Annotated in this window: 23 protein-coding genes; 21 read left to right on the top strand and 2 right to left on the bottom strand. The window is 44.0% G+C overall.

Annotated features, from left to right (window positions below; genetic code table 11):
- From Q0J48_RS02605 to Q0J48_RS02525, 17 genes are all read left to right on the top strand, one after another.
- Nucleotides 1–1,179: a phosphopentomutase gene (locus Q0J48_RS02605; protein WP_296241364.1), complete on the top strand. Its 1,179-nt coding sequence runs from the start codon at nt 1–3 to the stop codon at nt 1,177–1,179.
- Between the two features lie 232 nt (nt 1,180–1,411).
- A complete protein-coding gene (locus Q0J48_RS02600; protein ID WP_296241362.1) occupies nt 1,412–2,338 on the top strand; it encodes an NlpC/P60 family protein in 927 nt (308 codons plus the stop codon).
- A gap of 67 nt (nt 2,339–2,405) precedes the next feature.
- Nucleotides 2,406–3,632: a serine hydroxymethyltransferase gene (gene glyA / locus Q0J48_RS02595; protein WP_296241360.1), complete on the top strand. Its 1,227-nt coding sequence runs from the start codon at nt 2,406–2,408 to the stop codon at nt 3,630–3,632.
- Nucleotides 3,629–4,102 carry a 23S rRNA (pseudouridine(1915)-N(3))-methyltransferase RlmH gene (locus Q0J48_RS02590; RefSeq protein WP_296241357.1) on the top strand — a complete coding sequence of 158 codons (474 nt, stop codon included), beginning with the start codon at nt 3,629–3,631 and terminating at the stop codon, nt 4,100–4,102. The genes glyA and Q0J48_RS02590 overlap by 4 nt, the downstream gene beginning before the upstream one ends.
- 103 nt (nt 4,103–4,205) lie before the next feature.
- A complete protein-coding gene (locus Q0J48_RS02585; RefSeq protein ID WP_296241355.1) occupies nt 4,206–5,390 on the top strand; it encodes a phosphoglycerate kinase in 1,185 nt (394 codons plus the stop codon).
- A 17-nt stretch (nt 5,391–5,407) separates the two neighbouring features.
- Nucleotides 5,408–6,154, top strand: a complete 747-nt coding sequence (tpiA, locus tag Q0J48_RS02580) for a triose-phosphate isomerase (protein ID WP_296241354.1) — start codon at nt 5,408–5,410, stop codon at nt 6,152–6,154.
- Between the two features lie 110 nt (nt 6,155–6,264).
- Nucleotides 6,265–7,272 carry an NlpC/P60 family protein gene (locus tag Q0J48_RS02575; RefSeq protein ID WP_296241352.1) on the top strand — a complete coding sequence of 336 codons (1,008 nt, stop codon included), beginning with the start codon at nt 6,265–6,267 and terminating at the stop codon, nt 7,270–7,272.
- 72 nt (nt 7,273–7,344) lie between these two features.
- Nucleotides 7,345–7,821, top strand: coding sequence for a 2-C-methyl-D-erythritol 2,4-cyclodiphosphate synthase (ispF, locus tag Q0J48_RS02570; protein ID WP_296241349.1), 477 nt, complete (start codon nt 7,345–7,347; stop codon nt 7,819–7,821).
- Nucleotides 7,818–8,279 (top strand): D-aminoacyl-tRNA deacylase, encoded by a 462-nt coding sequence (gene dtd, locus Q0J48_RS02565; RefSeq protein ID WP_296241346.1) that lies wholly within the window; start codon nt 7,818–7,820, stop codon nt 8,277–8,279. The genes ispF and dtd overlap by 4 nt, the downstream gene beginning before the upstream one ends.
- A complete protein-coding gene (gene folD, locus Q0J48_RS02560; protein WP_296241343.1) occupies nt 8,266–9,126 on the top strand; it encodes a bifunctional methylenetetrahydrofolate dehydrogenase/methenyltetrahydrofolate cyclohydrolase FolD in 861 nt (286 codons plus the stop codon). The genes dtd and folD overlap by 14 nt, the downstream gene beginning before the upstream one ends.
- Complete coding sequence (locus Q0J48_RS02555) at nt 9,116–9,328, top strand: DUF951 domain-containing protein (protein WP_296241342.1); 213 nt, start codon at nt 9,116–9,118, stop codon at nt 9,326–9,328. Before folD ends, Q0J48_RS02555 begins: the two co-directional genes overlap by 11 nt.
- Nucleotides 9,319–10,422, top strand: coding sequence for a redox-regulated ATPase YchF (ychF, locus tag Q0J48_RS02550; protein WP_296241341.1), 1,104 nt, complete (start codon nt 9,319–9,321; stop codon nt 10,420–10,422). Before Q0J48_RS02555 ends, ychF begins: the two co-directional genes overlap by 10 nt.
- Before the next feature lie 3 nt (nt 10,423–10,425).
- Nucleotides 10,426–11,070, top strand: coding sequence for a site-2 protease family protein (locus Q0J48_RS02545; protein ID WP_296241340.1), 645 nt, complete (start codon nt 10,426–10,428; stop codon nt 11,068–11,070).
- 61 nt (nt 11,071–11,131) lie between these two features.
- Nucleotides 11,132–11,500 (top strand): metal-dependent transcriptional regulator, encoded by a 369-nt coding sequence (locus tag Q0J48_RS02540; RefSeq protein WP_296241337.1) that lies wholly within the window; start codon nt 11,132–11,134, stop codon nt 11,498–11,500.
- 39 nt (nt 11,501–11,539) lie between these two features.
- Nucleotides 11,540–13,642 carry a U32 family peptidase gene (locus tag Q0J48_RS02535; protein WP_296241334.1) on the top strand — a complete coding sequence of 701 codons (2,103 nt, stop codon included), beginning with the start codon at nt 11,540–11,542 and terminating at the stop codon, nt 13,640–13,642.
- Between the two features lie 45 nt (nt 13,643–13,687).
- Nucleotides 13,688–15,001 carry a phosphopyruvate hydratase gene (gene eno, locus Q0J48_RS02530; protein ID WP_296241331.1) on the top strand — a complete coding sequence of 438 codons (1,314 nt, stop codon included), beginning with the start codon at nt 13,688–13,690 and terminating at the stop codon, nt 14,999–15,001.
- An 81-nt stretch (nt 15,002–15,082) separates the two neighbouring features.
- The gene (locus Q0J48_RS02525; protein WP_296241329.1) at nt 15,083–16,087 is read left to right on the top strand and encodes a hypothetical protein; all 1,005 of its coding nucleotides are present in this window, start codon (nt 15,083–15,085) and stop codon (nt 16,085–16,087) included.
- Here Q0J48_RS02525 and Q0J48_RS02520 read toward each other — a convergent pair.
- A complete protein-coding gene (locus tag Q0J48_RS02520) occupies nt 16,084–17,427 on the bottom strand; it encodes an MATE family efflux transporter (RefSeq protein WP_296241326.1) in 1,344 nt (447 codons plus the stop codon). The genes Q0J48_RS02525 and Q0J48_RS02520 overlap by 4 nt on opposite strands.
- A 43-nt stretch (nt 17,428–17,470) precedes the next feature.
- Here Q0J48_RS02520 and Q0J48_RS02515 point away from each other — a divergent pair, with 43 nt between their 5' ends.
- The 3 genes from Q0J48_RS02515 (at nt 17,471) to Q0J48_RS02505 (ending at nt 19,727) form a co-directional block, all read left to right on the top strand.
- Complete coding sequence (locus Q0J48_RS02515; protein WP_296241324.1) at nt 17,471–18,301, top strand: HAD-IIB family hydrolase; 831 nt, start codon at nt 17,471–17,473, stop codon at nt 18,299–18,301.
- Entirely contained in the window at nt 18,288–19,280 is a 993-nt protein-coding gene (locus Q0J48_RS02510; protein ID WP_296241322.1) for a dipeptidase, read from the top strand. Before Q0J48_RS02515 ends, Q0J48_RS02510 begins: the two co-directional genes overlap by 14 nt.
- A 162-nt stretch (nt 19,281–19,442) precedes the next feature.
- On the top strand, nt 19,443–19,727 hold the full coding sequence (locus Q0J48_RS02505) for an HU family DNA-binding protein (RefSeq protein WP_296241319.1): 285 nt from the start codon (nt 19,443–19,445) through the stop codon (nt 19,725–19,727).
- A gap of 30 nt (nt 19,728–19,757) precedes the next feature.
- Here the strand turns inward: Q0J48_RS02505 and Q0J48_RS02500 are convergent, their stop codons facing one another.
- Nucleotides 19,758–20,534: a hypothetical protein gene (locus Q0J48_RS02500; protein ID WP_296241317.1), complete on the bottom strand. Its 777-nt coding sequence runs from the start codon at nt 20,532–20,534 to the stop codon at nt 19,758–19,760.
- Between the two features lie 174 nt (nt 20,535–20,708).
- Between Q0J48_RS02500 and mscL the strand changes: the two genes are divergently transcribed.
- A complete protein-coding gene (mscL, locus tag Q0J48_RS02495; protein WP_296241315.1) occupies nt 20,709–21,116 on the top strand; it encodes a large conductance mechanosensitive channel protein MscL in 408 nt (135 codons plus the stop codon).
- Nucleotides 21,117–21,231 lie beyond the last annotated feature (115 nt).

The raw sequence follows: 21,231 nt of genomic DNA, 5'->3' as shown, positions 1-21,231 counted from the left end.
ATGAAATATAAAAGAATCTTTACGATCGTTGTTGATTCCTTTGGAATTGGACACGCTCCGGATGCGGCACAGTTCGATGATGAAGGAGCCAACACTTTCGGACATATCTTAGAAAAGAAACCGGATCTTCATATTCCCAATATGCTTTCCTTGGGATTGGGAAATATCGGGATCCAAAAGCCGACCCAGACGCATGGCTATGCCGTACGTCTTCAAGAAGCCAGTGCCGGAAAAGATACGATGACCGGTCATTGGGAGATGATGGGACTGCATATCACAACGCCGTTTCAAACCTTTACAGAAACGGGCTTTCCTCAAGAGCTGCTGGATGAGCTCAGCCAGCGTTGCGACGGCCGTAAGATCATTGGAAACAAAGCCGCCAGCGGGACCGAGATCTTGGACGAACTGGCCGAACAGGAAATCGAACACGGCGATCTGATCGTTTATACTTCGGCGGATTCGGTTTTGCAGATCTGCGGAAATGAAGAAACGATGGGTGTGGACACCTTATATCGCTATTGTGAAGCGGCCCGTGAATTGACGATGCGGCCGGAATGGAAGGTCGGGCGAGTCATCGCAAGACCTTATACAGGAAAGAAAAAAGGCGAATTCGTTCGTACGTCCAACCGTCATGACTATGCCCTGAAGCCTTATGGAACGACCGCTTTGAATGTGCTGAAAGACCATGGCTATGAGGTGATCAGTGTCGGAAAGATTCGTGATATCTTTGACGGAGAAGGTATTACGCAAGCGCATAAATCCAAAAGCAGCGTGCATGGAATGGAACAAACATTAGAGATTGCGGATCAAGATTTCACAGGACTTTGTTTTGTCAATCTCGTTGATTTTGATGCTTTGTGGGGACATCGCCGCAATCCGATTGGCTATGCAGAAGAACTGGAACGTTTTGATGCCTTATTAGGACAATTATTGAAGAAATTGCGTCCGGATGATCTGGTGATGATCACAGCCGATCATGGGAACGACCCGACTTATAAAGGAACGGATCATACCCGCGAGATGGTGCCTTTGATGATGGTTTCTCCAAGCATGAAAGAACAAGGTGTCTTGGAAGATGAAAAGACATTTGCGGTCATCGGCGCTACGATCCTTGATAATTTTGGCTTGGATATGCCGGCAAACACCATTGGCCACAGCATTCTTGACAAGCTCAAATAAAGGTGAAGATCGTGTCATTTTTGATGCGATCTTTTTTGTTTTTTGGGCAAAATGTGGGAGAAAATCTCTAAATAAAAGCTAAAATTAGCCTTTAAGTAAAGGATAAAGGGATAAATTGTGTGAAAATTGTGAAATTTTAAAAAAGCTTTACAAATCGCTTTCCTTTCTGTATCATGCACAATTGTGTGTTCAAAATTGTTCACAAATCATGAATAGAATGGAGGCAAGATTCATGAAAAATACGAAATATTTCGCATTAGGCCTGAGCTTGCTGTTCAGTGTTTGTATACAAAGTCAATCTGTCTTTGCGCAGGAAAAGGCCATAGAGATCCAGAATGAGGAAATGATCGTCGATCAGCTCTTGACGATGAAAGGATTTTCTTTAGAGGATCTGAAGTGCGTTGGAAAAGAAAAGGGAAGCATGGTTTATGAAAACGATGCGATGAAAGTGACGGTCGAGAATTTGGATCTTGATTCCCTGGGGATGCAGGATGTGTCGATCACGTATTCTGTGAAATCATCGAAAGCACTTTGGGATAAGATGAACCATTCGGACTCCTCGCAGGTGTCCAGTGATTATACGATCACAAAAAAAGTAGAGGTCGTAGATAACGAAGCGCCGGTCATCGAAGCTCAAGATCGTTATGTGATCACGCAAGGGGATGATTTTGATCTGGAACAAGAAATCAAAGTCAGCGATGACCGTGAACAAGAAATCGATGTAGAGCTTGAAGGCGATATCGATATTTCCACGCCGGGCACTTATACGGTCCAAGTCAAGGCAACCGATGCCGGCAAAAATGAAACCATCAAAAATGTTGATGTAGAGGTTCAGAAAAAGACCGATCCTTATTTTTATCAAAAGATCGCCGATGCGGCCTTGGCGCAGATTGGCGTCAATCAGGATTGCACGATGCTGGTGACGAATTCTTTAAAAGCGGTGGGCATCAATTTCCATGGAGCACCGGAAGCGTATTTATCTTTAGGGACTTTGACCAATGATCCGGTTCCTGGTGATATCTGTGTCTATCAGGGGCATGTTGCGATCTACATCGGAAACGGACAGGCCGTCCACGGAGGCTGGCTTGGATATAACACAGTCGTTTCGAGTGTCTCTTGTACAAATCCCTTTATTGGATATGTTCATGTAGCGCAATAGTGTGAACGAGAAAGAGTTTGTCTCTTTCTTTTTTTTATGTTAGAGTGGGTGAAAACGGAGGTGCGATATGCGAGATCTAGAAATGTTTTCGATCATCGAAAAAGAAGAACAAAGACAAAAAGGAAACATTGAACTGATTGCCAGCGAAAACTTTGTTTCCCAAGAAGTACGGGAAGCACAAGGCAGTGTCTTAACGAATAAATATGCGGAAGGCTATCCCGGGAAACGATATTACGGCGGCTGCGTTAATGTGGATGCCGCAGAAGATCTGACAAGACAAAGAGCCATTGCTTTATTTGGCGCCGATCATGTCAATGTTCAGCCTCATTCAGGATCACAAGCCAATATGGCGGTTTATAATACTTTACTGCAGCCAGGCGATACCGTCATGGGAATGGATCTGGCAGCGGGAGGGCATTTGACCCACGGACACCCCATGAACTTTTCGGGAACGCTGTATCAGTTTGTTCCGTATATGGTTGATAAAGAAACAGAGCGAATTGATTATGATGCTTTAGAAAAACAAGCGATGGAGATCCAACCTAAATTGATCGTGGCCGGTGCCAGTGCCTATTCTCGCATCATTGATTTTGAACGTTTTGGAAGGATTGCCAAAGCGTGTGGAGCGTATTTGATGGTCGACATGGCCCATATCGCCGGATTGGTTGCGGCCGGATTCCATCCTAGTCCGATTCCTTATGCGGATTTTGTTACCACGACAACCCATAAGACTTTGCGCGGTCCGCGCGGAGGAATGGTCTTCTGTAAAGAAGAATTTGCCAAGAAACTGGATTCTAAAGTTTTTCCGGGTATGCAGGGCGGACCTTTGGAACATGTGATCGCTGCTAAGGGAATCTGTCTGTATGAAGCCAGCCAGCCTTCTTATAAAGTTTATATCGAACAAGTCTTAAAAAATGTGCAAGTCATGGTCAAAGGTCTTCAGGAAGCCGGCTTCCGAATTGTATCGGGCGGCAGTGACAATCATTTATTGATGGTCGATGTTTTATCCAGCATCGGCATGACCGGAAAAGATGCGGAACATTACCTGGATCTTGCCGGTATTACCGCAAATAAAAATACAATTCCTTATGATACCCAAAAACCGTTCATCACCAGCGGGATTCGTTTAGGATCGGCAGCGATGACCTCGCGAGGATTCAAAGAGGCTGAATTTGAACAAGTGACAAAATGGATCGTAGAGGTCTTGAAGAATGCGGATGAAGCAACATGTGCCAGAGTTCATGAAGAAGTGCTGGCTTTGACCCAACAATATCCTGTGGAGGCTCAAGTTTGATCAGCCTGCTTTGTGTAGGGAAGAATAAAGAGAAGGCCCTTCGTCTTTTAGAAGATGAATATGTTAAGCGGCTTTCTTCCTTTACCAAGATTGAGGTTATTGAGGTCAAGGATGAACCCAATCGCCATACGGACCGCTTACAGGAAGTGGATAAGATCAAGGAACAAGAGGCAAAGCGGGTCCTGGCAAAGATCCAGGAACGAGACTGGGTGGTCTTGCTCGACCTTCATGGCAAGATGATGGATTCGGTTGCCTTTTCGCAGCGCTTGGAAACATGGAGCCAGAAAGCATCGCATTTGGTCTTTGTGATCGCCGGTTCATTAGGACCGCATGAGAGTCTGGTTCAGCGTGCGGATTTCAAGCTGAAATTAGGGGATATGACATTTACTCATCTGATGACGCGAATCTTGATCTTGGAACAGATCTATCGTGCTTATATGATCCAAAATGGACGCTCTTATCATAAATAGGGCGTCTTTTTAACTAAAATCAAAGGACGTTCCTAACAAAATCTAGGAAATCAAAATCGCAAGTGATATAATAGGAGTGCTTAGTTCAGTAGGAGGAATTAAAATGGCTAAAAAAACAGTAAAAGATCTGGAAGTATCTGGAAAAAAGGTCATTGTACGTTGCGACTTCAATGTACCTAGAAAAGATGGCGTGATCACGGATGATAATCGTATCGTCATGGCTTTGCCAACCATCAAATATTTGGTAGAAAACAAAGCAAAAGTGATCCTGATGTCTCACTTAGGAAAAGTAAAAACGGAAGAAGATAAAGCCAAGAATAATTTGGAATGTGTTGCCGTTCGTCTTCAGGAATTGTTGCCAGAGACAAAGGTGACTTTCTGCCCGGCTACTCGCGGCGAAGAATTGGAAAATGCGGTTGCGGCATTACAAGATGGTGAAATCGTATTGATGCAGAACACACGCTATGAAAAAGGTGAAAGCAAGAACGATCCAGAGTTAGGTGCTTATTGGGCCAGCTTAGGAGATGTCTTTGTAGAAGATGCCTTCGGTTCCGTTCATCGTGCTCATGCATCCACTGTAGGTATCCCAACAAACATCAAAGAAAACGGATTGGGATTCTTAGTAGAAAAAGAAGTGACAATGTTAGGAAAAGCGGTTGATGAACCAGCTCATCCATTTGTTGCGATCATCGGCGGATCAAAAGTTTCCAGCAAGATCGATGTGATCGACAACTTATTGAAGAAAGCCGATAAAGTAATTATCGGTGGTGGTATGGCTTATACCTTCATGAAAGCGCAGGGTGGAAGCATTGGTACATCTTTAGTAGAAGATGACAAATTGGATCTTGCGAAAGAATACTTGGAAAAAGCCGGAGACAAACTGGTATTGCCGGTAGACAACGTTTGTGCCGATGCCTTCAGTGAAGAAGCCAATACACAAGTATGCAAATCTGGAGAAATCCCTGAAGGATGGATGGGATTGGATATCGGTCCCGCTACGGTAGAATTGTTCAAACAAACTTTGGCAGGAGCCAAGACGGTGGTATGGAATGGCCCAATGGGTGTATTCGAAATGAAGAAATTCGCCAAAGGTACAGAATTGGTATGTCAGGCAATTTCTGAATTGCCAGATGCGATCACTGTAATCGGTGGTGGAGATTCAGCGGCTGCTGCGAAACAATTAGGATATGCTGAAAAATTCTCTCATGTATCTACGGGAGGCGGTGCTTCTTTGGAATACATGGAAGGAAAAACTTTACCAGGTATCGCAATCATTAGCGAAAAGTAAAAAGGAGAAAGATCATCATGAGAAAACCAATTATTGTTGGAAACTGGAAAATGAATAAAAACAATGCCGAAACAGAAAGCTTCTTTAAAGAAGTCGATGCGGCAGCTGCCAGTGAAAATGCGACATACGGAATCGGATGTCCATTCACGGATCTGAAAACAGCAGCGGACAATGCGAAGAACTTGATCGTTGCGGCTGAAAACTGTCACTTTGAAGACAGTGGCGCCTTTACAGGTGAAGTCAGTGTTCCTATGCTGGAAGAATTAGGAATCAAATACTGCATCATCGGGCACAGTGAACGTCGTCAGATGTTTGGAGACACAGATGAAACTGTAAATAAGAAGGCAAAACGACTGATTGCTGCTGGTATGACACCTATTCTTTGTATCGGGGAAACCGAAGCACAGTACGATGCCGGGGAAACGGAAAAAGTTATCCGTGATCAGCTGACAGGATCTATTGCGGATCTGGATGCCAAAGACGTAGCGAATATGGTGATCGCTTATGAACCAATCTGGGCGATCGGTACCGGTAAATCTGCAACGAAAGAAGATGCACAGAACTGCTGCGCAATCGTTCGTGATCAAGTCAAAGTGATGTATGGAGAAGAAGCAGCTGAATCTGTACGCGTACAGTATGGAGGAAGTGTAAAACCAGGCAATATCGTGGAATACATGGCTTGTCCAGATATCGATGGAGCTTTGATCGGCGGCGCTAGTTTAAAAGCGGATTCGTTCTTAGAAATCATTGAAAAAACGAAATAATTGTTAAAAAGTACAAACAAAATTTAAAAAAGAGGGTTGATAGCCCTCTTTTTTTATGATAAATTTTAGGTAACTATCGGAATAAAGAATTTACTAAGGGGGTTTATTCTATGAATTATATTGAGGAACATGGCAAAAAGGTTGCGGCCGTTCTATGTGTTGCGAGCTGTTTTCCAGTAGTTGCAGCTGTTTATGCGATGGAAACAGAACCAGGATGGCATGGGGACCGTTATATCAACACGGATGCGACCGTCGCAACCGGATGGCAGGAAATCGAAGGAAAAAGTTATTACTTCGATGAAACTGGATCGGTTGATCAAAAGACAACACAGAAAGCAACCGTTGCCACTGTATCTTCTACAGTAGCAGAAGAAGTACAGACAAATGTTTCCCAGACGACAAAAGAAGTCGTACAGGAAGAAGTAAAAGCTGTTGAAGAACAAAAAGCAGTTGAAGAACAAAAAGCACAAGAAGCTGTTGCGGAAACAGAAGTTGTTGAAGAAGTAGTGGAAGAAACTGCTCCACAGGAACCAGTTCAGGTGGTGGAAGAAACAACAGAAGCCGTTTCGCAACCTACATATACAGAAGAAGTCGTTGATACGACCGTTCAAACACCAGTTACAGAAACACAGCCAGTGGAAGAACAAGCGCCAGTCACAGATACAACAACACCAGCGCCGGAAACAACACCAGATAACACTGTAACTGAAACACCAGCTGCTCCGCAGGCACCTGTTCAGGATTCTAATGCAGGCGTAGTCAATGGAGATTTGAACAACCGTATCGCAAGTTCCGCACAACAGTTAGTGGGTGTTACGGACGGATTGTGGTGCACACAGGTCGTTCAGCAGGCATTATCTATGGCAGGTGTCAGTGATGCGATGCAGTTGTGGCCAGATGAATACGTTTATTATGGATACTATACAGATTCACCGCAAGCCGGAAACCTTGTTTACTATGACAACGGTGGACGTGGTGTAGACCATATCGCAATCTATATCGGTGACGGCATGGCTGTTCATGGTAACTATTACACAGACGGCGGCAGCAAAACTGTAATTGCCAGCGTATACGATGGTGGAGGAGGTTCTCCTCAGTTTATCCAAGTCGTACGTTAATTTGACTCAAACCTGACTTTCAAAGTCAGGTCTTTTTTTGTATAATTGTTCTGTTGAATTTGAGGTGATCTTATGCGGATTGGACAATCAATCGACATCCATCCTTTAAAGGCGGGACGCGCTTTGATCTTAGGCGGAGTTCAAATCGAACATGATCTGGGCCTGGATGGTCACTCGGATGCGGATGTGCTTTGCCATGCATGTATGGAAAGTGTATTAGGCGCTTTGGCTTTAGGTGATCTGGGGAAACATTTCCCGGATACGGATCCCCAATATAAAGGGGCCGATAGTCTGCAGCTGTGCGCTCGAGTTTATACAATGATGACGCAAAGAGGGTATCAAATCGGAAATATGGATGCGACCATTTTGATTGAAAAGCCCAAGCTTGCTCCTTATATTGAACAGATGCGTCAGAATATCGCAGATGTATTTCATTGCCCGATCGATGCCATTTCCATCAAGGCGACACGGGGCGAAAAATTAGGCTTTGTCGGCCATCAGGAAGGAGCTGTCTGTATGACTGTTTGTTGTTTGGAGGAAAAGAGATGAAAGTCGTTGTTCAAAGAGTACGCCATGCCAGCTGTACGATCGATTCCCAAATCACCGGATCCATTGAACAAGGTTTTTGTGTCTTGGTTGGTTTTACGCAAAGTGATACGGAAGCCGTGATTGACAAAGTGGTCAAAAAACTTGTTTCTTTGCGTGTTTTTTCCGATGAAGAAGGAAAGATGAATCGTTCTTTAATGGATATTGGCGGAAAGATCTTGTCGATCTCGCAATTTACTTTATATGCAGATTGTAAGAAAGGGAATCGCCCCGGATTTACCCGTGCGGCCAGGCCGGAACAGGCGATCCCGCTTTATGAATATTTTAATCGTGCGATCACAAATGCCGGGATTCCTGTTGAAACTGGGGTGTTTGGCGCTGATATGCAAATTGAATTATGTAATGATGGTCCGGTTACCATCATTTTAGACAGTGAGGAGTTAGGGTATGGAAATCATTAACGGAACAGAATTGTCTGCCAAGATCCGTCAAACGATCAAGCAAGAAGTGGAAGAGATCAAGACACAAGGCAAACGCCCTCCTTTATTATCCGTGATCTTGGTCGGGGATAATCCGGCCAGTCAGAGCTATGTCCGAGGCAAAGAAAAAGCCTGTCTTTCGGTCGGGATGGAAAATCGGACGATTCGTTTGGATGCGGGGATCTCACAGGAAGAGCTGATCCAGGTGGTCCGCAATCAAAATGAAGATCCGGATGTAGACGGAATCTTAGTTCAGCTGCCCTTGCCCGATCACTTTGATGCGGATCCGATCTTAGATCAGATCTCGCCCGATAAAGACGTTGATGGGCTGCATCCTGTCAATGCCGGTTTACTTCTGACTGGAAGAGACGGGCTGGTCCCCTGTACGCCTAGCGGCGTCATGGAAATGCTGAAATCGATCGGATTGGAAGATCTTAGCGGTCTGAATGCCGTCGTGATCGGCCGCAGTAACTTAGTGGGAAAACCGTTGTCGCTGCTTCTCCAGCAGAAGAACGCCACCGTGACGATGGCTCATTCGCGCACGAAAGATCTAGCCCAGATCTGTTCCCAGGCCGATATCCTGATAGCCGCAGTGGGAAAAGAAAAAATGATCACGAAAGAGTACATCAAGGAGGGAGCTGTCGTGATCGATGTCGGAATCAACCGCATGGCCAATGGCAAACTTTGCGGCGATGTCGACTTTGATGATGTTAAAGATAAAGTTTCGGCCATTACTCCCGTTCCAGGCGGTGTCGGGCCGATGACGGTATGTATGTTGTTGATGAACACCCTAAAAGCGTATAAGGAGCATGAGGCCTATGGAAGATAAACAATACGATCTCAATGATATTGTTGAGATGAAAAAAGAACATCCTTGTCATAAATCTAAACAATGGCGCATCATTCGCATGGGAGCCGACATTCGCATCAAATGTTTGGGATGTGGTGCCAGTGTTTTGATGCCTCGCAGTAAGTTTGAAAAGAAATTAAAACGAGTTGTTTCGAAAGGAAGTGGATCTGAATGTCTTTAACAGCCGGAATCGTCGGGTTGCCGAATGTCGGAAAATCAACCCTTTTCAATGCGATCACTAAAAGTCAGGTCGAAGCGGCCAACTATCCGTTTGCCACGATCCAGCCTAATGTCGGTGTCGTGGAAGTGCCGGACTCACGGGTGGACCGTCTCGTTGAAATTTTTCATCCTAAAAAGACGATCTATACAACTTTTGAATTTACCGATATCGCGGGTCTGGTCAAAGGTGCCAGTCAGGGCGAAGGGTTGGGGAACCAATTTTTGTCCAACATTCGTCTGACCGATGCGATCTGCCAAGTGGTACGGTGTTTTGATGATCCGAATATTACCCATGTCGAAAATTCGATCGATCCGATTCGTGATATTGAGATCATCAATCTGGAATTGACTTTGGCCGACTTGCAGACGGTAGAAAACCGCATCGCCAAAGTGGAAAGAAAGGCGAAAACGACTTCCGATAAAGAGGCAAAGCAGGAAATGGAACTGCTGAAGAAGTTGAAACCTTGTTTAGAAGAAGGAAAACCAGCTCGTTCTTTGGAACTGGATGAAGAGGAACAAGCCTTCTTAAAGACATATAATCTGTTGACTGCCAAACCGGTGATCTATGTCTGCAATTTGGATGAAGAAGGAGTCATGGATCCGGAGAACTGTGAATATGTACAGCGAGTCAAAGAATTGGCGAGCCAGGAAAATGCACAAGTTGTTTGCTTATGTGCCAAGATGGAAGAAGAACTGAGCGGTTTGGAACCCGAAGAAAAAGAGGTCTTCTTGGAAGAATTGGGACTTCCTTCCAGCGGATTGGATACGCTGATCCAAAAAGCATACAGCACATTGAACCTGTGTACTTTCTTGACGGCCGGCGAAGATGAATGTCGTGCCTGGACCTTTAAAAAAGGAATGAAGGCGCCAGATTGTGCGGGCATCATCCATACGGATTTTAAAAAGGGATTTATTCGTGCAGAAGTGTATTCTTTTGAAGATCTGGATGCCCTGGGAAGTGAACACGCCATCAAAGAAGCAGGAAAATTGCGCCTGGAAGGAAAGGATTATGTTGTGCAGGATGGCGATGTCATGCATTTTAGATTCAACGTTTAGTCTATGTCCTGGAATTTAGAATATATCGTTTCGTTGGTGATTGCCGTCATTTTGGCTATGTCGATCCATGAAATGGCACATGGCCTAGTTTCTTATTGGCTGGGAGATCCCACTGCCAAACTGCAAGGAAGGATCTCACTGAATCCGTTTGCGCATATCGATTGGCTGGGCGTCCTGTGCCTGCTTTTGTTTCATTTTGGATGGGCCAAGCCGGTCCCTGTGGATTCCAGTTATTATAAAGATCGCAAAACCGGGATCATTTGGACCAGTTTTGCCGGCCCCGTTGCCAATTTTTTGTTGGCATTTATCTGTGTTTTTGGCTTGATCTTGATCTTAAAGCTGAATCCGATGTTCCTGTATTCGGATCTGGGATCTTTGATCCAAAACATCTTATCGATGACGGCTTCCTTAAATATTGGTTTTGGGCTGTTCAATCTGATCCCCGTGCCGCCTTTAGATGGATCCAAGGTCTTGTTTGCGTTTTTGCCGGATGAACAGTATTACCGTTTTATTCAAGGATCGCCCTTCTTTATGCTGGTGTTGATCGTTTTGATCTACTTGGGAATCTTGAGTCAGCCGTTGGCCATGATGCAGAATAGCATCTGGAATGCCTTTGTTCAAGCAAGTTCTTTCCTTTTAGGAATGTAATGTACCTTGTTTGACAGAAGTTAGCGGAACCTATAAAATGTTTTAGAGTGAGGTGAGAAACATGGAATTAGGAGAATCTTTAGAAGATTATCTGGAATCGATCCTGGTTTTGAGTCAAAAGATCGATCCGGTACGAAGTGTGGATGTGGCAAGCTATCTCGGCTTTTCTAAGCCCAGTGTTTCTCATGCCGTGAAACTTCTGGAAAAAGACGGGTATCTTCAGTTGGATAAGAACAAATATCTCTATCTGACCGAAGAGGGGAAACGGATTGCCCAGGAGACCTATCGCCGCCATAAGTTTTTTATGGAAATGTTGGAAGAGATCGGTGTTCCTCGAGATATCGCAGAACAAGATGCCTGCCATATGGAGCATGTGATTTCGCAGGTCACCTTTGATGCGATCCAAAAATATTATGAAGATAAGAAGTAAGTCATGGAAACATGGCTTTTCTTTTTGTATACTAGAGGCATGAATTCTTTAGAAATCTTAGCTCCCGTAGGCAGCCCGGCCACTTTAGAGGCCGCTTTACAAGCCGGCTGCGATGCGATCTATTGTGCATTGCCCACGTTTGGTGCTCGTGCCTATGCGGATAATTTTACCTTAGAACAAATGAAAGAAGTCATTCATCGCTGTCATAGTTTACATGTCAAGGTCCATGTGACCATGAATACGCTCTTGTTTGAAGACGAGATCGAGGCCGCTTATCAACAAGCCAAACAGCTTTACGAGATCGGTGTGGATGCTTTGATCGTGCAGGATCTGGGCCTGATCCATTTACTCCATGAACGATTGCCGGGATTATGTCTTCATGCCTCGACCCAGCTTTCCATCACGCGTCCCGATCAAATCGAACAGTGCAAGAAATTAGGGATCCAAAGAGTCGTCCTAGCTAGAGAATGCACCAAGGAACAGATCCAAGCTTGTATCCAAACGGGAATCGAAGTGGAAGTTTTTGTGCAGGGGGCCATCTGTATTTCCTATAGCGGTCAGTGTTTGTTCAGCTCTTTAGTGTATGGACGCAGCGGCAATCGCGGCCTATGTGCCCAGCCTTGCCGGATGCCGTATCGCTTGTATAAAGAGGGAGAACCAGTGGATTTTCAGGAACCGTATCTATTGAGTCCTAAAGATCTTTCGCTGATTGAAGAAGTGCAGACCTTACAAAACATGGGCGTTTGCTCTGTCAAGATCGAAGGACGGATGAAAAATCGGGAATATGTCTATAAGAGTGTCGAATTGGTCAAAAAGGCCAGAGACGGCTTCTTGCTGGATCAAAAGGATCGTAAAGAATTAAAGGCAGCCTTCAATCGCGGATTTACCAAGGGCCATTTCGGGCAAAAACGTGGCCGTGAACTGATGAATATGGCGGCCGGCAATCATCAAGGCATCTCGATTGGAAAGGTTCTTTCCCAAAGAAAGGATCGAATCCAGATCAAGCTCACAGAGACTTTGCACCAAAACGATGGGATCCGCATTGCCGGACTCAAAGAAGATTTTGGATGTCATGTCAATTATATTTATGATGCTTCAGGGAAATTGGTTTCTCAGGGGACTGCGGGTCAAAAAATCTGGATCCCTGTCTCTTCCAAAGTGAAAATCGGCTCTTCGATCTTGAAAACGGTGGATTCCCAGCTTCAAAAACAAGTTGATCAGATCATTCAAGATCAGAAACGAAAGCTTTCTATGCAATGTCATTTGTCGTGCCAGGGACCGGGTCATCCCTTAATCTGTCAACTTTCTGATGGTTCTGTACAAGTCAGCTGTGAGAGCGAAGTCCCGGCTCAGCAAGCTCAAAAGCGTCCGCTGGCAAAAGAAGACCTGATCAAACAGTTCTCCCGCACACAAGATACTTTTGTACAGGTAGATGGCTTTACGTTTGATCTGCAAGGGGAGATCTTTTTCCCGCTCTCGGCGTTGAATCATCTGCGCAAACAGGCGGTGGATCTTCTGTATCAGGAAAAGATCAAAGTTCAGCCAATCGAAGAAAAACCATACCATGTCGCTTGTACTTCTTTGCCGCTGGAGGGGATCCAGATCCAAGAAGGGTTATCTCGCCCTTGTCAAGAGTTGGCGGATCTTCGATACAATGTGACCAACTCGTATGCTTTGGCATGTTTATTAACGCTAGGCTATCGAGGTGCCATGATCAGTTTAGAATGTTCATTTGAGCAGACCAAAGCTTTGATTGAGGCCTTTGAAAAGCGTTATCAGACTTCGGCGCCTGTTTCGGTTTGGATCTATGGAAAAAGACGTTTGATGTTGATGAATCACTGTGTGGTCAATACGGTTTGTAAAGATGGAAAACGCGAAAAATGCGCCCTCTGTCATCAGCATCGCTTCACTTTAAAGGGCAAGGACGGAAAGATCTATCGCTTGTTAGGGGATGCGAAATGCCATATGGGGATCTTTGAATCGCAGGCTTATGATGCGATAGACAAGATCGCGCAATATCGCCACATCGGCGTTTGTCATTTCCATGTTTTTTTCTTGGATGAAGGGCCGGAAAAAAGAGCAGAAATATGCCGTCGTATTGCTCTTTGCGACCGGACGTTCTTATTGAATCTGAACGGCTAAAGTGGTATTATTTTTATAGCTTAAGGCGAAGGAGGATATTTAGATATGCCTATTATTGTTGATGTATATGCTCGTGAAGTATTAGACTCTCGTGGTAACCCAACAGTTGAAGTAGAAGTCACTACAGAATCTGGTGCTTACGGACGTGCAATGGTTCCAAGTGGTGCCAGTACAGGTGAAAGAGAAGCTTTGGAACTTCGTGATGGTGACAAGAGCCGTTATTTAGGAAAAGGAACAACAAAGGCTGTAAATAATGTCAACAACATTATCGCACCAAAAGTGATCGGTATGGATTGCCGTGATCAAGTTCTGATCGATAAAACAATGTTGGAATTGGATGGAACTCCATTCAAGAAAAACTTAGGTGCCAACGCAACGTTAGGTGTTTCCATGGCTTGCGCTTTGGCTGCTGCTGATTTCTATGGTATGCCTTTGTACAACTACTTTGGTGGATTCAATGCCAAAACGATGCCAGTTCCTATGTGCAACGTAATCAACGGTGGAAGTCATGCTGACTCTACAGTCGATTTCCAGGAATTCATGATCATGCCTGTAGGGGCTACTTCTGAAAAAGAAGCCGTTCGTATGGCTGCTGAAACATTCCACGCATTGAAGACTGTATTAAAGAACAAAGGTTATAACACAAACGTGGGTGACGAAGGTGGATTCGCGCCTAGCTGTAAAGATGGAAACGAAGAACCATTGGAACTGTTAGTTGAAGCTATGGAAGCTGCCGGATATAAACCTGGTGAAGATATGTGCATCGCTATGGACGTTGCCGCTAGTGAATTCCATAACCATGAAACAGGTCTGTATGAATTGTCTAAATCTGGACAAGGAACGAAGACTAGTGACGAAATGATCGATATGTATGCGGAATGGATCGAAAAATATCCAATCATCTCTATCGAAGACGGACTTGGTGAACGTGACTGGGACGGATGGAAGAAATTAACTGACCGTTTAGGTGACAAAGTTCAGTTGGTTGGAGATGACTTGTTCGTTACAAATCCTTCCATTCTTCAAGAAGGTATCGAAAAGGGTATTGCCAATGCGATCTTGATCAAAGTAAACCAGATCGGTACATTGACAGAAACTTTCGATGCTATGGAATTAGCTAAGAAACACAACTACACTTGTGTTGTATCTCACCGTTCAGGAGAAACAGAAGATTCTACGATCGCTGATATCGCTGTTGGATTCAACGCTGGTCAGATCAAGACAGGTTCTCTGTCTCGTACAGACCGTATCGCTAAATACAACCGCTTGATGCGCATCGAAGATGAACTGAATCAGCGCGGTGGTGCTTCTATTGCCGAATACAAAGGAAAGAAATCTTTCTACAATCTGTATAAGTAATCGAGCATGCAGGCCTCAGAAATGAGGCCTTTTCTTTTTGCCTAATTTCCTCCATAATATAGACCAAGGAGAATACTGTTTATGGCAATCGCAACATTAGAACAATGGGGAGATCTTTATGATCTGGCTGACCAGCTCAAAGAAAGAAAACCGTGGCAGCGGTTTGAAGATATTGATCTGATTCAAATCAAGCTTCCGGAGTATCGGGAAGCTTTTACCTGCAGTATCATGGGCAAACAAGAGTTTTGTCCGGGAATCAGTCTGCATTATGGGATAGAAGGATATTCGGATGTGATGATGTTGATGGAGTCCGGAGATTTTCCGGTTCCTACGACATATGTCATGGGAGATATCCATTCACTGACTTGTTACTATGGAAATCAAGAGGAATTGGATGATGTGCAGCGAAAACGCATCCAGGAACTCGGCCGCTCTTATCATGGGGACATGGACTGGACGTATTTTCTGAGCTTTGAGCCTCGTTATAGTCCATCCGATCTTACCTTAGAGGAAGTGAAACGATGCACGCTTGTGTTTCGGGCTTTGATTCGTGTCTTGGATCATCTTGATGAAGAACCGGATCAGCTGCCGGATTTTGAACATGATGAACTCTTAAAAGTGACGATAGCGGATACAGGGGAAATGAAGATGGAATCGATCTTGATGCCGGAACCTTTTCCGCGCTATAAGATGATCGAACTTCCGGAAGACTTAAAACAATCCTTAAAGGAAGAGCCAAAGGAAGATCTGGATCTGGCCTTGGATCTGAACTATTTGTTTACGCCTGTTCATGATCCGGATTATGACCGCCCGCTCAACCCTTTGATCTTGATGGCCTATGATCTGCGAACAGACTTTATTCTGCACACGCATCTGTTATCGCTGGAAGATGACGAAGTCGAATGTCTGATGGCAGTCTTTATGGAATTGATCGAAGAGATCGGACGTCCGGCCAAGCTGTATGTCCGCAATCCTACGATCTACTATGCTTTGGAATCCTTATGCAAAGAGATCGATGTTCCGATCCAAATCGATGCCTTGGAAGAGCTTGATGAGATCTATGAACATCTTCGCGAGCGGATCTAAGCTTGTAGATGGCGAATCGTATGTCGCATCGTCAAATAACAGGCGCTGCCACCAATCAGATTGGAGATGGGTTCCGCTAAAAAGATACCAAGGATCCCGACAGAAGGAATCAGGGGCAAAAGTAAGGTCAACGGCAAGATGATCACGATCTTGCGAAACATCGAGAAGAAGATTGCATATTTTGGTTTATTTAATCCCACAAAAGTGCCTTGTCCCACATATTGGCCGGCCATCAGGAAGATTCCGAAATAATAGGTATGAAAAAAAGGGACCCCCGTTTGGATCAAAGTCGGGTCGTTATTAAAGAGAGTCAAGATCTGTCCGGGGAAGATAAATAAGATCCCCCAGGCAACCAGAAGATAGATCAAGACCATTTTGGAAGTAAAACGGACGGTTTCGTGGATCCGGGAAATGCAGCCGGCCCCCAGATTGTATCCGATGACAGGCTCAATAGCACCGTTCATCGCTTCCAGCGGCAAAAAGAGAACATCACGAACGGAGTTTAAGATTGTCATGATCCCGATATAGAGATCGCCGCCGTAAAAACTCAAAGAAGCGTTGATGACCATGCTCACCAGGGCGTTGGATCCGGTGGCGATAAATCCCGCCAGACCTAGCGAGAGGATCTTAGAGACGATCTTGAAATCAACAGAGTGATGAAAATCGGTCAGAGGCAATTGATTTTTCTTTCCGGTCAAGAACGCAAGGACCCAAAGAAAAGAACAGAACTGCGACAAGATCGTTGCGATCGCGGCTCCTTGGATGCCCATATGCAGGCCAAAAATAAAAATGGGATCTAAGATGATATTGATCACGGCACCTAAACAAACGGTCATCATACCCAGACGGGCATGCCCCTGAAGGTTTAGAAAACCGTTCATACCGGCACTGATCATTAAAAAAGGGGTCCCCAGTAAATAAATGGATAAATAACTTTGGGCATAAGGCAGGGTAGCATTGCTGGCGCCCAGTGCCATCAGAATCGGTTTTTGAAAGATTTCCAGGATCACAGCCAAGACAAGGGAAGTAAAGATCAGCCCTATCAAGGTGTTGCCTAAGATCTTTTTGGCATGATCTTCTTGTTTTTTACCACGGGCAATCGAACACAGAGGAGAACCTCCCAATCCCCAGAGATTGGTAAAGGCAGTGATCAATGTGATCAAAGGAAAACACAGACCTAATCCTGTCAGGGCCAGAGGGCTGGATGTATCCATATGACCAATATAAAGACGGTCGACGAGATTGTAGGCGACCTGTACAAATTGTGCTAACATTAAAGGAAGTCCCAGGCGCAGAATGTGAGAAGAGATGCTGCCCTGGGAAAAATCACCAGTATTCATAATCTTTAGTGTATCACTTTTATTTACGATTGGAGGATTTTTAATGCGATGGATCGTTGTATGTGATCTGGACGGCTCTTTGATGCCGGCCAGTTCAGGATTAAGAGTATCAAAAGAAGTGGAGGATCGCCTAATTCGTCTGCAGGAAAAAGGACATATTGTGATCTTGAACAGTGCCCGGATCTTTCAGGGGGTCTATCCTTTGGCCAAACAGATCCAAATGGATCGTTTTGGCGGGTATGTGATCTCGGCAAACGGATGCCATGCCTATGATATGACAAAAAATCAGGTTGTCCTTACCAAGGAAATTAAGAAAGAAGAAGCATTTTATTTATGGGAAGTTGCCAATCAAATGGGATTGGGATTCGGTTATTCGCAACCAGACTTTTTTGTTTGTAATCGCATGAGCGAAGGATTCAGCTTGGATCAGAAAAATTGTGAAGTGGATTATATCATCACAGAAGATCCGCAACGATATTGTCATGATGAGATCGTAAAATGTGCGGTATCACAAACGGAAGAAAAACTCGCGCAAGCAAGCGATCCATTTTGCCAGGAAGTCCAGGCGCATACGCAACTGGAAGTGATCAAGAGCACACCGCTTTTATATGATATTATCCAAAAAGGTGTTTCCAAACATAAGACGCTGGAAGAAGTGATGCAAAGGCATGGCTGGACCTGGGATCAGGTGACTGCGATCGGCGATGGAATCAGCGATTTGGAAACGTTACGAATGGCAGGATTTTCTGTCAGCTTAGAAAACGCCAAAAAAGAATGTCAGGAAGCGGCCGATATCGTGGTTCCTTCCTGTCTGGAAGATGGCTGTTTGGTTTGGCTGGATCGTTTATTGGAGGAAGATCATGTTTCTGATTGATATGCATTGTGATACGATCCTTTCTCTTTGGGAAAAGGGAGAAGATGCTTCTTTGCGCAAGAATGATTTGAGTGTCGATATCGAGAAGATGGAACAAGGTCATGTCCTGGTACAAAATTTTGCCTTATTTACTCATCGTAAAGAAGAAACGATCCCGGAAAAGCGAACGATGGATCTGATGGACCGTTACTGGAGCGAATTAGAACAAAATGCGGACCGCCTGGCGCCGGTGTTTTGTTTCGAAGACATTGAAAGAAATGCTCGTGATCATAAGATCTCGTGTCTTTTGACATTAGAAGATGGCGGCGTGGTCTTTGATGATCTGGCCATGCTTCGAAATTATTACCGAATGGGGGTTCGCATGATCGCCTTGACTTGGAATTATCCTAACGGTATCGGCCACCCCAATTTATCCATGGGTGATTTTGCCGATTATAAGCAGGCAAGCTTGCTGCAGAAAGCGGATACAGAGAACGGTCTGACGGAATTCGGGATCCGCTACATCCAAGAAATGGAACGCCTCGGGATGATCATCGATGTCAGTCATCTGTCGGATGCCGGCTTTTGGGATGTGGTGAAACATACAACCAAACCTTTTGTGGCCTCTCATTCCAATGCGCGCACCATCTGTCCGGTTGCCCGTAACTTAGATGATGATATGATTCGTGCTTTAGATCAAAAGGGTGGAGTCATGGGATTGAACTTTTGCGGAGATTTTCTAGAAACCCATGCTGCTGCCAATGGCCCCAGTCGGGTTGAGGCTATGGTTCGCCATATCCTGTACATACGGGATATAGCGAGTATCAATTGCATTGGTATTGGAACGGATTTCGATGGAATCCATTCGGATTTAGAGATTCCAAGTTCGGCTCATATGTGGAAGCTGCAGGAAGCGTTGCGGAAGGCAGGTTTGCCGCAAGAAGATATCGAGAAGGTTTTTTATAGAAATGTTTTGCGCGTTTATGAAGAAACATTGTAGATGCAAAGAAATAATGTATGATAAAGATGTAACATAACTTCAAAAATCGTCAGTTAAATTATTTTTATACAAGTAAAGTAAAATAATTTGATTATATTATTGAAAAATCAAGTGTTTAAATTTAATATAATAGTGGTTATCAATCAATAGGAAGGAGAATGTATGTCTTTATCAATCAACCGAAAGGATCTGGAGGCTCGATTTAGCGAAGAATTTCATGTTTCCAAAGCTACTGCTAACGAATACATTCAATTTGTGTTCGATCAGATTACAGATGTCTTAAAAGAAGATGGGCAAGTTGATATTTATGGATTTGGACGCTTTTCTGTAACGCACCGTAAAGGTAGAATTGGAATCAATCCTTCTACAGGTGATAAGATGGAAATCTTGCCGACGAGAAATGTGAAGTTTAAATCAAGCAAGCCGCTAAAAGACATATTGAAATAATAAAAACAGCTAAAAGCTGTTTTTATTATGCTATTTTACGTATTGTTTCAAAAAATCAAAATGAGAAGGGGCGAAAGGGAAGCCGTGGGATAAGATTTCCTTGATTGTCTTTTCTGAATCAAAGACAATGCATCCACAAAAACGCGGCTTCAGTTGAAAACAATAGACAGAAAGATATTTCTTTAAGGTGTAGCTGTAAGAATGGACGACTTTCTGCGTATTGTTGATTGCTACGTCGGCATAGCTCGCCACCCATGTTAAATTATCGTCTGGGAACAATTCCAAAAAAGAATGATCGATGAGTTGATCAAGGGGTAATTCTTCAATCTGCACCATTTGTTTATTGCAGTAGCGGAAAAAGAAGTCGACACCGTTTCCTTGTTCGTTGAAGACGATCTCAATCACGCTAAAACCAATGGGGCAATCATCTAAAATGTGTAAATGAGAAAGGACAGGATTTTCTAAATCAGCTTTGTTGATGTTGGTCTGCCATTCGTCATTGAAAGTTTTTTGATCGCTGGAAAGGCGAGAACGGCCTTCGAAACATTTGTTATCGATCATCGTATAGTTGTTTCCTTTGATATCAATTACATAACGGCTGTTGATATAGACGCCTTTGTTGATATTGATGAAATGTGAGCTGCCTAAGGATGTGATGATCGTCTTGGCGGGAATATAGGTTTTTACGACTTTTCCGTTAAACAGATAAAGACAGGTTTTGGAATCTTGTCGAATGATATATTTAATATTTTCTTCCAAGATTTGATTCTTTTTAAAGAATCGTTCCATTTTTTCGGGTGATGCCATTTTTCGCCTCCTTTCAAACTCTTCTATACTATAACATAAAAATTTTCTATCACAAGAAAAGTCGATATTTATACAAATCTTAAGGAATTTAGTGTATTTTTGTTCAAAAGCAGGCTTGAAAAAAGGCTTAGAAGTAGTGTAGAATCTATACCCGGTAAAACAAAGGAGAAGAAGATGAAGAAATTTATTGAGGAATTTAAGTCATTTGCGTTGCGCGGCAATGTTATGGACATGGCTGTCGGTGTTTTGATTGGTGGTGCGTTTACGAGTATCGTAACGGCGTTGACAACAAACTTTATTCAACCGATCCTGGATGTCGTAACGGGCGCAAAGATGTATACACTGCAAGATGTTGCAGGATTTGCGAATGCATTTATTACGGCTGTTGTGAATTTTTTGATCACAGCTCTGGTCTTATTTATTTTGTTGAAATCCATCAATAAGTTGATGAGCGTAAGCTTGATCAAGAAAAAAGAAGAAGAGGCAGCGGCTCCTACAACAAAGGTTTGTCCGTACTGTAAAAGTGAGATCAGCATCGATGCGACTCGCTGCCCGCACTGTACTTCTGAATTAGAACAGTAAAAAAAGAATCCACATCTCAAAAAAATCTGAGACGTGGATTTTTTATTAAAGGATCATATTGCCGACAAAGGCGAGGATCGACATCAAGAGGATCATCACAGCGCCATAAGGCAAG

The organism is uncultured Faecalicoccus sp. (genome assembly GCF_944325745.1).
GTDB lineage: Bacteria > Bacillota_I > Bacilli_A > Erysipelotrichales > Erysipelotrichaceae > Faecalicoccus.
Note: the sequence above shows the minus strand (reverse complement) of the source record. Positions and strands in the feature narration are given on the sequence as shown.